The sequence below is a fragment of the Hymenobacter miniatus genome, assembly GCF_016427455.1.
In the GTDB taxonomy this organism is placed as follows: domain Bacteria; phylum Bacteroidota; class Bacteroidia; order Cytophagales; family Hymenobacteraceae; genus Hymenobacter; species Hymenobacter armeniacus.
Genome location: NZ_JAELXR010000009.1, coordinates 148,290 through 160,851 on the forward strand (window position 1 = coordinate 148,290; position 12,562 = coordinate 160,851).

The 12,562-nt window shown below is 66.4% G+C and carries 12 protein-coding genes; 3 read left to right on the forward strand and 9 right to left on the reverse strand.

What is annotated here, in order from left to right; translation table 11 throughout:
* The 3 genes from JAO73_RS15255 to JAO73_RS15265 form a co-directional block, all read right to left on the reverse strand.
* On the reverse strand, positions 1-1,353 hold the full coding sequence (locus JAO73_RS15255; RefSeq protein ID WP_198977998.1) for a T9SS type A sorting domain-containing protein: 1,353 nt from the start codon (positions 1,351-1,353) through the stop codon (positions 1-3).
* A gap of 149 nt (positions 1,354-1,502) precedes the next feature.
* On the reverse strand, positions 1,503-2,504 hold the full coding sequence (locus tag JAO73_RS15260; RefSeq protein ID WP_198977999.1) for a glycosyltransferase: 1,002 nt from the start codon (positions 2,502-2,504) through the stop codon (positions 1,503-1,505).
* 35 nt (positions 2,505-2,539) lie between these two features.
* On the reverse strand, positions 2,540-3,769 hold the full coding sequence (locus JAO73_RS15265) for a glycosyltransferase family 61 protein (RefSeq protein WP_198978001.1): 1,230 nt from the start codon (positions 3,767-3,769) through the stop codon (positions 2,540-2,542).
* A 284-nt stretch (positions 3,770-4,053) separates the two neighbouring features.
* On the opposite strand from JAO73_RS15265, the gene JAO73_RS15270 reads away from it, so the two are divergent.
* Entirely contained in the window at positions 4,054-4,230 is a 177-nt protein-coding gene (locus JAO73_RS15270; RefSeq protein ID WP_198978003.1) for a hypothetical protein, read from the forward strand.
* Between the two features lie 197 nt (positions 4,231-4,427).
* On the opposite strand, the gene JAO73_RS15275 is transcribed toward JAO73_RS15270, so the two are convergent.
* A complete protein-coding gene (locus JAO73_RS15275; protein ID WP_198978005.1) occupies positions 4,428-5,174 on the reverse strand; it encodes a LuxR C-terminal-related transcriptional regulator in 747 nt (248 codons plus the stop codon).
* Positions 5,175-5,492: 318 nt separating this feature from the next.
* Between JAO73_RS15275 and JAO73_RS15280 the strand changes: the two genes are divergently transcribed.
* Entirely contained in the window at positions 5,493-6,251 is a 759-nt protein-coding gene (locus tag JAO73_RS15280; RefSeq protein WP_198978006.1) for a universal stress protein, read from the forward strand.
* A 2-nt stretch (positions 6,252-6,253) separates the two neighbouring features.
* Here JAO73_RS15280 and JAO73_RS15285 read toward each other — a convergent pair whose 3' ends face one another.
* The 4 genes from JAO73_RS15285 to JAO73_RS15300 form a co-directional block, all read right to left on the reverse strand.
* Positions 6,254-6,961 (reverse strand): Crp/Fnr family transcriptional regulator, encoded by a 708-nt coding sequence (locus JAO73_RS15285; protein WP_198978007.1) that lies wholly within the window; start codon positions 6,959-6,961, stop codon positions 6,254-6,256.
* 73 nt (positions 6,962-7,034) lie between these two features.
* On the reverse strand, positions 7,035-7,268 hold the full coding sequence (locus JAO73_RS15290; RefSeq protein WP_198978008.1) for a hypothetical protein: 234 nt from the start codon (positions 7,266-7,268) through the stop codon (positions 7,035-7,037).
* A gap of 361 nt (positions 7,269-7,629) precedes the next feature.
* Positions 7,630-8,100 carry a hypothetical protein gene (locus JAO73_RS15295; RefSeq protein ID WP_198978009.1) on the reverse strand — a complete coding sequence of 157 codons (471 nt, stop codon included), beginning with the start codon at positions 8,098-8,100 and terminating at the stop codon, positions 7,630-7,632.
* Between the two features lie 449 nt (positions 8,101-8,549).
* Positions 8,550-10,235, reverse strand: coding sequence for a glycoside hydrolase family 43 protein (locus JAO73_RS15300; protein ID WP_233169224.1), 1,686 nt, complete (start codon positions 10,233-10,235; stop codon positions 8,550-8,552).
* 203 nt (positions 10,236-10,438) lie between these two features.
* Between JAO73_RS15300 and JAO73_RS15305 the strand changes: the two genes are divergently transcribed.
* Positions 10,439-11,446 carry a pectinesterase family protein gene (locus JAO73_RS15305; RefSeq protein WP_233169225.1) on the forward strand — a complete coding sequence of 336 codons (1,008 nt, stop codon included), beginning with the start codon at positions 10,439-10,441 and terminating at the stop codon, positions 11,444-11,446.
* Between the two features lie 22 nt (positions 11,447-11,468).
* Here JAO73_RS15305 and JAO73_RS15310 read toward each other — a convergent pair whose 3' ends face one another.
* Positions 11,469-12,458, reverse strand: coding sequence for an alpha/beta hydrolase (locus JAO73_RS15310; protein ID WP_233169226.1), 990 nt, complete (start codon positions 12,456-12,458; stop codon positions 11,469-11,471).
* Between the last annotated feature and the right edge of the window lie 104 nt (positions 12,459-12,562).

Genomic DNA, 12,562 nt, shown 5'->3' on the forward strand with positions numbered 1-12,562 from the left:
CTACGGCACCACAAAGCGGCCCGAGTATACTCCCTGTGCGCTGCCCAGCCGCAGCCAGTATACCCCCGAGGCCAAGCCCGCCGTGGGCACCGTGCCGGCGCCCCCGGCCGCCACCGCAAACTGCCCCAGCCCCTGGCCCAGCACGTTGTAGAGCCGCAGGTACTCGTCTCCGGCCAGGGGCCCCGAGAAGCTGTAGCGCACGGCCTCGGCGGGCAGCAGCGGCGAGTAGAGTTGCAGCGCGGCCGCAGCGCTACGCACCGCCACCATCTGCACCGACGAAAACGCGAACGTGCCGTCGGTATCAACCTGGCGCAGCCGATAGTAGAGCGTAGGGGCTTGCCCGGGCAGCTCGCGGTCGAAGTAGGCGTAGGACTGGGCCACGTGGGTGGTGCCGTGCCCGGCGGCCCGGCCCACGGTGGCAAACTGCCGCCCGTCGGAGCTGCGCTGCACTTCAAACTCGCGGCAGTTGCGCTCGGAGGCCGTTTGCCAGCGCAATTGCACCTCGTTTGCTGCCGTCGCCTTGGCCACGAACGACGTCAGCTGCACCGGTAGCGGGCTGGCCGCCACGCTAAACGTGAGCGTGAGCGGGGTGCCGGCGGCGCCGGTGCCGTTGCCGCCGGCGTAGGGCGTGGCCGTGAGCGAGTAGCTACCCGGCAGCGGCGTCCAGGCAAAGTAGTCGCCCGCCACGTCGCTGAACAGGGCGTAGGGCGGCACGTTTTCGGTGGCCGTCCAGGCCTCCGCGCCGCTCAGGCTGAACACCACGCTGCCGGCGGCCGGCAGCGCGGCATTGGCGCGAATGTTCAGGCCATTGCCCGGCAGCTCGTTCAGGTTCAGGGCCGCGCCATTGGTCAGGGGCATGATGTCGAGGTCGGTATCGGCGTTCACCAGCGTGAAGCTGGCCACCGCCATGCCCGAATCCACTACCGAGAAGCTCAGGGTGAGCGGAGTGCCGGCGGCGCCGGTGCCGTTGCCGCCGGCGTAGGGCGTGGCCGTGAGCGAGTAGCTACCCGGCAGCGGCGTCCAGGCAAAGTAGTCGCCCGCCACGTCGCTGAACAGGGCGTAGGGCGGCACGTTTTCGGTGGCCGTCCAGGCCTCCGTGCCGCTCAGGCCGAGCACCACGCTGCCCGCTGGGCTGGTGTCGACATCGGCCCGGATGTTCAGGTTGCGGGTGGGCAGCGTGTTCAAATCCAGCGTCATGCCCGGCGTGAGGGCACACACATCAAGGTCGGTGTCGGCGTTCACCAGCACAAAGCCCGTGACCGTGGCGGCCCGGGCGCTGCCCCCGGCCAACAGCAGCACCGGGCACCAGCAGGTGCCCAGCAACAAAAGCAGCGTGTAAAGCTTGGTTTTCATAAAAATGGCTGATTTAGAAGTGAATAATTCTGTGAATTTTCCTTCAGCGCCCAGCCAACTACACTGCGCTCCCCGGGTGCGGGGCCGCGCGTTCTTCTCTCCGTGGCGCTTGTTGCAAACAGGTGGTTTCGCGCAGGTGGCGCGCGGCCTCAGGCCGTGAGCTCCGCTTCGGCGGGCCGCGGCACGGCGGCCGCGCGTGCGGGGCGGGCCAGCGGCCCCGGCCGCGCCGCCCGCGCCTGAATGAGCCGCCGGCTGGCCCAAATGGCCGCCCGGTGCTGCCACACAAAGCGGTAGGCCCGCAGCGAGGCCCGCTCCAGCAGCAGGGCGTAGAGCAAAATGCCCAGCTGCCGGGGCAGCGCCCGCAGCCAGTAGCCGGCCAGCTGCCGGTCGGTGGGGTTCTTGAGCAGCAGCAGCCATTGGTTTTTCACGGCATCGGCCTTGATGGCCCCGCTCAGGCGGCGGCGCAGGCGCCAGTCGGCGGGCCGGAACTGGCGCGGGTGCAGGGCCCGGCAGGCGGGTTCGCACACGGTGCGCCAGCCGTAGAGCTGCCCGCGCCAGGCAATGTCCCAGTCTTCCTTGTGGGCAAAAAACCGCTCGTCGAAAAACTGTCCTTCCACCCGCAAATCATCGATAAACGCCCGGCGGTACAACGGCAGGGCACCGTCGGCGCCGTCCACGGGGCCGGCGGCCAGCGGGGTTTCGTGCAGGTAGCGGCCGTGGTGGCGCAAGGCGAAGCGCCCGTCGGGCAGGCGCACCAGCCCGGCGCTGTCGATGCGCGGCCGCTCGTCGGAGCTTTGCAGCAGCAGGCCGCACACGGTGCCAATGGCCGGGTCAGCACCGAGCGCGGCCAAGGCGCGGGCCAAGTAGTCGGGGGCCATCTCGATGTCGGGGTTCACGAGCAGCACGGCCGCCGATTGGCTGCGGTCGAGGGCGTAGTTGTGGCCGCCGCAGAAACCGGTGTTGCGCGGCAGCGGGTGCAGCCGCACGCGGGCGTCGCGGGCGGCCACGGCGGCCACCCGGACGCGGGTGTCGTCGGCCGAAGCGTTGTCGACCACCCACACCTCAAAGTCGGAGTAGGTTTGGGCCAGCACCGAAGCCAGGCACGCTTCGATGACTTCGGCGCTGTTCCAGGTCACGATTGAGAGCACCACGTGTGGCATAAGGCAGGAAGTTGAAGGGTGAAGGGTTACACCTTGCCGGCCTGGCGCAGCATGCGGCGCACGGCGTTCAGCAACTCGCGGGGGTCCACGAACAGGTCGAGGTGGCGGGCGTGGTAGTAGGACGTGCTGCGCTCCGAGCTGGGCTGGCACGTGAGCCAGTGGTAAGGCAGGCCCACGCGGTAGGCCGTGTCCATCGACTCGGGCTCGACGAAGGTGTGCGGGTGCAGTTCCAGCACCGGCGTGCCGGGCATGGCAAACATGAGGTTGGCCATGCCCGCGCCCACCGTGGCCACAATGGCCTCGGCCCCGCTAAACAGCGCCACCTTTTCGATGAACGACAAGTCACTGAGCACGTAAGTCTTAAACCCCAGCCCGGCCAGTATCTGCTCGGCCTCGGCCTCGTTGAGCACGCGGCGCATGCTGGCGTCGCGCCGGCTGATGTAGACCCTGGAAGCAAACCGCCGCGTGCCGGCCGGCACCGGCAGGTAGGCCTGCTGCAAAAACTGGCGCACCCACGGCGGCGAGTGCCGCCCCCCGGCGCGCACCGGCGAAGTCACCAGCAGGCGCCCGGCCTGCAGGTGCCGGTGGGTGGTCACGTCGATGATGCGCGCATCGGCAATGCCCAGGTGCAGGAGCGAGTCGAGCACGAACTGGTTTTTGCGGTCGTACACCAGGAAGTAGTCGATGTCGTCGAACAAGCCCGCCTCGCGCAGCAAGTGCAGGCGCGGCAGCGAGTCGATGAGCCAGTGGTAGTAGTTGCCCATGGCCGCGCCCCCGCCCGAGAGCAGGCTCAGCACCGTGCCCGGCACCCGCACGGGCTCCAGGAAGTAGCGCTGGGCGAAGATGTTGTTGGCCTCGGGCGCGGTCAGCGTCCAGCCCAGCCGGTTGTGCTGAAACGACACGTCACCCACCAGGTAGTTGTCGGGCGCAATCACGGCCACGCTGTCCCAGTTGTCGGCGTAGAGGCGGCCGCCCTGCAGCTCCAGCACGAAGGCTTCAGGCATGGCCTCTTCGGCGCGGGGCTTGCCGTGGGCCGTGCTTTCGTATACCGACACGGCCTTGTAAAACCCTTCCGGGATGACCAGGCGCGAGGTGAAGGCCGGCACCACCGGCCGGTAGCGCACGGCGTCGGTGGCGGCGGCCAGGGCGCGGCTGCTGGCGTGCACGCCCAGGGGGCGGTAGTGGTCGTTGTGGGGCAGCAGCTCGCGTAGCAGGCGGCCGGCTCGCCGCTGGGCGCGCCCCAGTATCTCGGGCATGGTCAGGAGCACAGGGAAAAGGGGTTGAGATGGGTAGATAAATCCGGAGCCGTCAAGCAGTCGCCGAATCGCCTCCAGGGTCCCCGGAAAGGGGCAAGCCGCGCCATCAGCGTTTTGATTACCAATAGCTTGTTCAAATATTAAAGCCGGTAACGGGGCCTGAAATGAGCAGCCTCACCGGCAAAATTGATATCGCTCATTTACCCAACGTTGGCCCCCGCCTCACCTTTACCCCACGGCCCACAGGCATCTTCTTGCTTGGCTCGGGTGCCGTCCCTGCCGCCATGAAATACACGCTGCTTTTTCTGCTGCTGCTGGGCCGGTTGCACCTGGAGCAGCCGCCCCGGCCGTCGCAGTCGCCGGGGCGGGCGCACGCGGGCGAGGCGCCTCCCACCCGCCGCCCGGCCCTGGCCGCCCTCGTGCCTTTGCAGTCGGCACTTCCGCCGCCGCACGCGCGCTAAGCCGCACCACCGGCGCCCCGCGCCGGCCACGTATAAGCAGGGCCCCGCCGCCTGCCCCCGCCCCTCCCCCGGTAAGGCGCTTTTAGCCCGCCGGGCAGTGCCGCGGCAGCCCCGGTTTCACCCAAAAGCGGCCCATGCGTTCGGCATGGGCCGCTTTTGGGTGCACGCGGTATTGAGGCGCTGGCGGCTGCTGCCGCCTACGCCAGCAGCTGCACAATGCCGGCGTCGAGGTGGGCCAGCCGGCCGCCGTGCGCTTTCATCTTGCGCAGGATGTTGCGGCGGTGCGTTTTGACGGTGAAATAGCTGATGAACAAGCTGTCGGCAATGGCAGCGGTGCTTTCGCCGGCCAGCATGCGCGCCAGAATTTCCTGCTCCCGGATGCTGAGCTCGTCGCCGGTGCGCTCGCGCTCCCCTTTGCGGGTGCGCAGCCAGTGGGCAAAATCGGGGTGGTCGAGGCTGAAGCGGACGTCGAGGGTCGTTTTGTGGCCCGTGATGTCGGTGAACAGGCTGCCCGTCACGAGCGGGTGCCCCGACTCGGAGTGGGCCAGCACGAAGTTGTGGCGCAGCACCCGCCGGTAGTGCCCGCTGCGGCAGCGCAGCCGGTAGTCGATGCTGAAGCAGATGGTGAACGGCGACGGGGAAGCGCCCGCCGGCCCGTCGGCCCCCGCCTGCCCCGAGAGCTGCATAAACTCCATGGCCAGCTCCGAAGCGCGCGTCACGAGCGGCAGGTCGTCGGGGTGAATGGCGTCGTAGAGCAGGGCCAGGCTCATTTCCTGGTGCGGGTAGCCCAGTAGGGTTTCGGCCTGGGGGCTGGCGTAGCAGCAGCGCTGCTGCCACAGGTCGAAAGCCACCAGAAACTGGCCGGGCAGCAGGCAGCCGGCTAGCCGCACGGCTTCCGGCGGCGCGGCCGTGTCGGGGGCAATGATATCGGCGGCAAGGGCCATGGCAAGTACAGCAGCTAAAACGAACAAACACCTGCGCCGGGCCGGCCCGGCCCGCAGCGCCGTAAAAGTGGCCGCGCGGCCGTCGGGCGCGCATTGACCCGCGTCATTTCAAAAAGTGAGCCCGGTCATGGCGCCGCGGGCCGGGCCGCCGCCCTACGCAGCCCACAGAATTGACCAAGCTCATTTACAGCATTATGCCTAGTCATTTTGCTGCGTTAAGCGGCCGTATACTTTTGCCTGCATCCTGCCGCCGCCAGCCCCCCACCGGCGGGCTGTGCCCTTGGCACCGGCCTTCACCCATCCGTTTTCACGCACCGCATGGATGCCTCTATCGTTACGCTCGGCAGCCCGCCCACCCGCGAAGCCACGCAGTACGCGGCTTCGCTGGCCCAGCTCCTGGCCGCGCGGCTCTTGCCAGCCACCCTCGCCGAGGGGCCCGCCGGCAGCGCCGCCCCGCCCCGGCTGGCCGTGCACTGCCCAGCCGCTTCGGCCGACGGCCTCCGCCCGCTGCCGGCCTGCGAGGCGTCTTCGGCCTCGGGGGCGCTGCTGCTGGTGCTGCCGCGCCCGCCGGCCGAGCAGCTGGCCCGCCAGGCCCAACGCACGCTGCAGGCCAGCACGCTCCCGGTGCTGATGGTGCCCTCGCCCGCCGCGGGACGCATGCCGCCCCGCCGCATTGCGCTGGCGGCCGAGGGCGAGCCGTTTGTGGTGGCCCAGGGCCTGCGCACCATGCACGCCCTGCTGCTCACGCTGCCCACGCGGCTCACGGTGCTGCACGCGCAGCGGCCCCACGCCCTCTATTCCGGCGCCGATGCCCTGCACGCGGTGCAATCGTGCGGGCTCGCGCTGCGCCACCTCACCATCGACGCCTGCGACGTGCCCGCCCCCGACCCGGCCGCCGGCATTCTGGCGGGCGTGCAGCAGGTGGCCGCCGACCTGCTGGTGGTGCCCGTGCGGGCCCGCAACCGGTGGGGCGCTGGCTTTGCCGGCAGCGTCACGGCGCGGGTGCTGGCCCAGAGCCCTGTGCCGGTGCTGCTGCTGCCGGTGAGCTCGCCGCACGAGGAGCGGCAAGTGGCGTAATCCTAGTCGTAGAGGGTGGCGATTTCGACCAGCCGCACCGGCGACAGGATGGTGATGGCGCTGCCCCGGGTGGTCAGGATGCCTTCGTTTTTGAACTCGGAGAGCATGCGCGTGGTGGTTTCCTTGGTGGTGCCCATCAGGGCGCCCAGGTCGTCGCGCGAGATGGCCAGGGTGAAGGGCTGCAGGTCGCCTTCGGTGCGGAAGGTGCGCATGAGCAGCAGCAGGGCTTCGGCCAGGCGCTCGCGCACGGGCTTGTAGGCCAGGTGCAGCATGCGGCTTTCGGCTTCGCTCAGCACCGTGGCCAGGAGCTGGATGAGGGCCCCCGAGAAATTGGCGTTGGTGTTCAGCTGCTGAAAAAAGTCCTGCTTCGACACCAGGCACACGGTGCAGTCGTCGAGCGCCACCGCCGAGGCCGAGTGCGGCGTGCCCGTGACCAGGCCGCGGTAGCCCAGCGTGTCGCCGCTTTTGGCCAGGCGAATAATCTGCTCCTTGCCGTCGCCGCCGGTTTTGGTGATTTTAATTTTGCCTTCGTGCACGCAGTAGAGGCCCAGCGAGCGGCTGCCTTCCTGAAAAATTACCTGTCCGGCCGAGTACTGATGGCTGGTTTTGCCCAGCGACATCGTTTCCAGGTCGGCGTCGGTGCAGCAGCGCAGCAGCGAGTTGTGGCGGCTGGGGCAGCTCTGGCATTGCGGAGATACAAATCGGTTCATAGTCAAAAGCATAAGAGGTGAAACAACCAGCTTTTTGAAAGCATAACCTAATTGTGCTAAACAGCCTGCGGGCTCAGGCAGCATCGTAAAACTCGCGGAATACTTCGGCGCGGGAGAGCTCCCCGTTGAGGTAACGCTGCAGCAGTTCGTAGTCGCTGGGCAGCACCGCCCGGCCGCCAAACGCGCGGCATAACAGCTTGGTCTCTATTTCGTGCAGGCGCCGGGCGTAGGCCGCGGCTTCCTCCTGCGACTGGTGAGCGGCCGCCAAATCAACTTGTAGCGAAGACCGGAGAAAAGAAAGTGCCATAGCGTACTGGTGGTAAGATTGGAGAATGCGGTCATGGGCAAGGCAAGCGGTTCGGTGCTCGGTGGCCAACCAACGCGCAACAGCAGTGCGAAATGTGTCGTCGGCGGCAAGCAGCCCGAACCCCCTACATGATGAAAGTTAAATTTTAGATATCCAAAATGCTATTCACTCTTAGCGAACAATGCTTTTCGCTATCCGAATGCGCCAAGGCAATAGCCGAACATATAGCAAAATGAATATAATCCCGTTGGGGTTGGCTCCCGCCACGTGCCGGCTGCGGCGCTGCTTGCAAACAGAAAGGCCCGGCTTGGGCAAGCCGGGCCTTTCTGTTTGCAAGCAGTTGGGCTGGGTATGGAACGGCTCAGTGGGAATACACCGAGGTGTAGGTGGAAACGGCGCCGTTCACGGCGGCGTCGGTGAAAGTCAGGCGCAAGCTGGTGGGGCTGAGTTCGGTCACGGCCAGCCGGCGCACCTGGCCGGGCAAGGTCACGATGACGGAGTCGCTGGCGGGGTTGAGCTGCCAGCGGCCCACGAGGGGACTGGCGGCGCCGCCTTTCAGCACCGTGTACACGCCGCCGGCCTGAAACGTAACCGACTGGTCGAGCGTGCCGGGGCTAACGTGCGAGAACAAATCGGCCGTCACGGCTTTGTCGCCGCTCACGGTGTTCACCGTGAGGCCGGTCTGGTGCCAGTTTTGGGCGGCCAGTTGGTCGGCGCGGCTGGCATTGGCGGCCACGGCCTGAGGGGTGGGGGTTTCTTCGAGGTTTTTTTGGCAAGCGGGCAGGCTGCATACAGCGGCCGCCAGGCCCAACATCAAGGGTACTTTCTTCATAAACACGTTTTGGGGGGGTTCAACTTCACGCACTATTGCGTAGTTCTTCAGCACTTTACTCCACTACACTACTACTCCGTCTCCAACTGCTCGCCACGACCCACTACCTGTCGTAGCGCACCTAACTGCAAGGTCAGCAGCATGGTTCAGATTATCGAGAAAAAGTCCTATTATTATAATTTTAAAATAAAAAAGTACTGTTTTCAGATACAAATCAAGCGGTTTCGGATAAGCCCGCTGCTCGGGCAGTCCAATTGCGTGGCCGCGGCCCTGCTTCGCCTGATGTGCCGGGCACAACGCCCACTGCCCCGAAGCCGGCTCAGAGAAAGCCGATTGCGGGGCGGTGACGAAACGTGGCGGGCCGGGGCGCGGCCCGGAGCAAGGCGGGGCTATTTGTAGGTCTGGAGTACGGCGCGGTTTACTCGTGGTCGCTTATGCGCGCGCCCTGCTTACTCAATGCGAAACCAGTCGATGTCGGCGCTGCCGGCGTCGTTGAACTTGGCCGTGCGCGAGCAGAACAGGCCCACTTTGGCCCCAATCCACTTGCCCTCGCGGGCGGTGAACTCGGCGCCCAGCGGCTGGAAGGTGCGCCCGTCGAAGCTGTAGCTGAACTGGCATTTGGCGCCGGCTTTCACGGCCACGCGCAGGTAGATGGGCTGGGCGGCCTGCGCGGCGGGCACATCTACGGGGGCCAAGGTGGCTTCGGGCGAGAGCTTGTCGGCGTCCTTGCACACCGTTTGGCTGAGCTGCAGCTTGCCGCCCTGGTTGGCCAGGGAGAGGTAGGCGTAATCGAGGCCCATCATCATAAGGCCCACTTTTTCGCCTTCCAGTCGGGAGCTGAAGGTAAGCTTGGCGGTGGCCGTGAATGCTTCGGCGGGCAGCTTTTGCAGGAGCAGGTTGGGCACCTGCCAGTAGTTTTTGAAGCCATCGGGCAGCGGCACCGCGTACAGGCGCAGGCTGCCCTGGGCCGGGTACAGGTAGGCCCAGTAATCTTGCGGGTTGGCGTGCCACTGCCACTGCCGGCCGAGCTGGCGGCCGCCAAACTCGTCGGAAGTGGGCGGCGTGGCCAGGGGCTGGGCGGGGCTCTTGATGCGGGGCTTGCGGTAGGTGCGCACGGGCTGGCCCTTGCCGTCGCCGTCGGGGTCTTCGCCGATGACGGGCCAGTCGTTTTGCCACCGCATGGGCTGCAGGTGCACCACGCGCCCGTAGGCGCCCTGGTCCTGGAAATGCAGGAACCAGTCTTCGCCGGTGTCGGTATCCACCCATGCGCCCTGGTGCGGCCCGTTGACGGCGGTTTTGCCCTGGTCCATCACAATTTTCTCCTCATACGGCCCGTACACGCTTTTGGAGCGCAGCACCAGCTGCCAGCCGGTGGGCACGCCGCCGGCCGGGGCAAAGAGGTAGTAGTAGCCGTTGCGCTTGTAAAACTTGGGGCCTTCCAGCGTGGGGTGGTTTTTGTGGCCATCAAACACCAGCACGTCGGGGCCGGTGAGGCGCTGGCCGTCGGGGCTCATGGGGCTCACCGCCAAAATGGTTTTGATGCCGGCGCGCGAGCCCGCAAAGCCGTGCACGAGGTAGGCCCGGCCGTCGGCGTCCCAAAGCGGGCAGGGGTCTATCCAGCCCTTGGCCTCCTTCACGCACACGGGTTTCGACCAGGGCCCGGCCGGGTTTTTGGCCTTCGTCACGAAAATGCCCAGGTCGGGGTCGGGGTAGTAGATGTAGAACTCCTGGTGGTGGTAGCGAATGGCCGGCGCCCACACGCCGTTGCCGTGCTGGGGCAGGGCGTAGCGGGCCAGCGGCGGCTGCTCCTGAAACACGGCCCCGATGATGGACCAGTTCACCAAGTCCCGGGAATGCAGGATTTGTAGGCCCGGCACGGCGTTGAAGCTCGACGAGGTGAGGTAAAAGTCGCTGCCCACGCGCACCACGTCGGGGTCGGAATAATCGGCGTAGAGCACCGGGTTTTTGTAGGTACCGTTGCCCAGGTCGGGCACCCACACCTTCGATACCTGGGCCCCCTGGGCCGCCGCCGAACCCGCCGACAGGCCCAGGGCCAAAGCCGCGCCCCACAGCGCGCGCCGAACCACCGACGCCCACCGCGCCGCGCCCCAAAACTCAGCAAACAACTCCATCATAGGACAACGCCAACCCAGCCGGCAAACCCCGGCTGGTGGCGTAAAGAAAGACGGTGATGCAGACAACTCCTACCCGGACTCAATCGGTCCGGCTACAGCCCGGGTGGTTTTTCGGCCCGAAAACTAGGTTGTCCTGAAACTTGTCGGCACCTTTACCGCCGCCCTGTTCCGGGCTATTCCGCCGTATTTCGATTTGTTGCCTTATGGTTTTTCGCCCCCTGTTGCTTGCCAGCGGCCTGATGCTGGCGTCTTCGGTGCTCCACGCCCAGGTAGCGCCGCCCGCTGCCCAGGCCCCCGCCAAAAAAGAAACCTTTCTGGTGCCCATTCGCCTGACCGTAGCGGCCGACGGCACCGGCGACTACCGCACCATTCAGGAAGCCGTGATGGCCGTGCGCGACTTCATGCAGGTGACGGCCACCATCTTCGTCAAAAACGGCACCTACCACGAAAAACTGCTGATACCGCCGCAGAAAACCAATATTACGCTGCTGGGCGAAAGCGCGGCAGGCACCGTCATCACCTTCGGCGACTATTCCGGTGATGCCGCCAAGCACAGCACCTACACCTCGGCCACGGTGCGGGTGGAAGCCAACGACTTCACCGCCGAAAACATCACCTTCGAGAACTCGGCCGGGCGCGTGGGCCAGGCCGTGGCCCTGCACGTGGAAGGCGACCGCGCCACCTTCCGCCGCTGCCGCCTGCTGGGCAACCAGGACACGCTGTTTCTGGCCGTGGAAAACAGCCGGCAGTACTACCAGGACTGCTACATCGAAGGCACTACCGACTTCATTTTCGGGTCCAGCACGGCCGTGTTCGACGGCTGCACCATCCTCAGCAAGACCGATTCCTACATCACGGCCGCCTCCACCTGGCCGCGGCAGGCCTTCGGGCTGGTGTTTCTGAACTGCAAGCTCACGGCCGGCCCCGAAGCCGCCAAAGTATTCCTGGGCCGGCCCTGGCGCCCGCATGCCCGCACGGTGTTTCTCAACACTGAGATGGGCGCCCACATCCGGCCCGAGGGCTGGGACAACTGGCGCAGCCCCGACAACGAAAAGACGGCCTACTACGCCGAGTTCAACTCCCTCGGACCCGGCGCAAAGCCCAGTGGCCGCGTGAAATGGTCCCGCCAGCTCACGGCCAAGGAGGCCAAGCAGTATACCCTAAGCACTATTTTCGCCGGCAGCACCGGCTGGGTTCCGGCGCGCAAGTAAGCCAGCCGGTGCTGCCGCCAGCTTATTTGAAAACGCGCTGCAGGAATGTCGCCGTGTAGTTCAGCGTGGGCTCAAACCAGGGGTTGAACAGTGGAAACGGGTGCGGCGCGTCGGGAAAAGCGTGCGTTTCGTGGTAGATGTGGAAGGCGTCGAGCTGCCGGCGCAGGTCGTCGCGGCCGGCGTGCATGCGCGCCACCGAGCTGTTGAGAAACAGGATGGGCGGCGTTTGGGCCGTGACGTGGCTGAGCGCGCCGGCCTGCAGCCACAGCTCCGGCTTCTCGGTTTTGGGCGCGCCAAACCAATACGTGGCGGCCGAGGTGCCCTTGCGGTCATCGCCCTCGCCCGATTCGGGATGGATGAACGCGAGCGTGCCGTCCACATCCACGATGGCCTGCACGCGGCTGGAGTAGCGGGTGTGGCAGGCGGTGCCTTCCAGCTGCGGGTCGCCGTTGGTGGTGCCCAGCAGGGCCGCCAGCTGCCCGCCGGCCGAAAAGCCCCACACGGCCACTTTGGCGGTATCTATCTGGTAGGCAGTTGCGTTGGCGCGCAGCCACCGAATGGCGGCCTTGAGGTCGTGCACGGCCGCGGGGTAGAGGGCTTCGGTGGAGAGGCGGTACTCGGCCGTGGCCGTAACGTAGCCCCGGGCGGCCAGCTGCTGGGCCATGGCCACGTGCTGTGACCGGTCGCCGGAGCGCCACCCGCCCCCGTGAACGAACAGCACCGCCGGGTAGCCCCGTTTGCGTTTGGCTTTGGGGTAAAACACGTCCAGCTGCAGCGCCCGGCTGCCCAGGGTGCAATAGGTCTGGTTCAGGCGGGCCTCAATAGTGGCCGGTGCCGCCGGCCGGGCAATGCTGATGCCGGGATTGGTTTTTAGGGCTTTGGCGAAGGCGCTGTGCACCGTGAACGACGTATCGCGCGGCACCGGTACTTGCTGGGCCATGGCCTGCGTTGCGGGCCAGCCCCCAAGCAGCGCCAGCAGGCTAAGCCGGCCCATCATGCGTTGAACAATCATCAGAAGTAGCGAAAAGATATTGTTGCCCGGGCAAAGGTGCAGCGGTTTGCGCAACCCCTGCACCGGTAGCCGGACGCAGGTTCTTCAAAAAAGATTTCTCCAAC

Bases quoted from the DNA above. Each gene is read 5' to 3' on its own strand.
- JAO73_RS15255 (WP_198977998.1), bottom strand. From the start codon at position 1,353: ATGAAAACCAAGCTTTACACGCTGCTTTTGTTGCTGGGCACCTGCTGG.
- JAO73_RS15265 (WP_198978001.1), bottom strand. From the start codon at position 3,769: ATGCCCGAGATACTGGGGCGCGCCCAGCGGCGAGCCGGCCGCCTGCTA.
- JAO73_RS15270 (WP_198978003.1), top strand. From the start codon at position 4,054: ATGAAATACACGCTGCTTTTTCTGCTGCTGCTGGGCCGGTTGCACCTG.
- JAO73_RS15275 (WP_198978005.1), bottom strand. From the start codon at position 5,174: ATGGCCCTTGCCGCCGATATCATTGCCCCCGACACGGCCGCGCCGCCG.
- JAO73_RS15280 (WP_198978006.1), top strand. From the start codon at position 5,493: ATGGATGCCTCTATCGTTACGCTCGGCAGCCCGCCCACCCGCGAAGCC.
- JAO73_RS15285 (WP_198978007.1), bottom strand. From the start codon at position 6,961: ATGAACCGATTTGTATCTCCGCAATGCCAGAGCTGCCCCAGCCGCCAC.
- JAO73_RS15290 (WP_198978008.1), bottom strand. From the start codon at position 7,268: ATGGCACTTTCTTTTCTCCGGTCTTCGCTACAAGTTGATTTGGCGGCC.
- JAO73_RS15295 (WP_198978009.1), bottom strand. From the start codon at position 8,100: ATGAAGAAAGTACCCTTGATGTTGGGCCTGGCGGCCGCTGTATGCAGC.
- JAO73_RS15300 (WP_233169224.1), bottom strand. From the start codon at position 10,235: ATGATGGAGTTGTTTGCTGAGTTTTGGGGCGCGGCGCGGTGGGCGTCG.
- JAO73_RS15305 (WP_233169225.1), top strand. From the start codon at position 10,439: ATGGTTTTTCGCCCCCTGTTGCTTGCCAGCGGCCTGATGCTGGCGTCT.
- JAO73_RS15310 (WP_233169226.1), bottom strand. From the start codon at position 12,458: ATGATTGTTCAACGCATGATGGGCCGGCTTAGCCTGCTGGCGCTGCTT.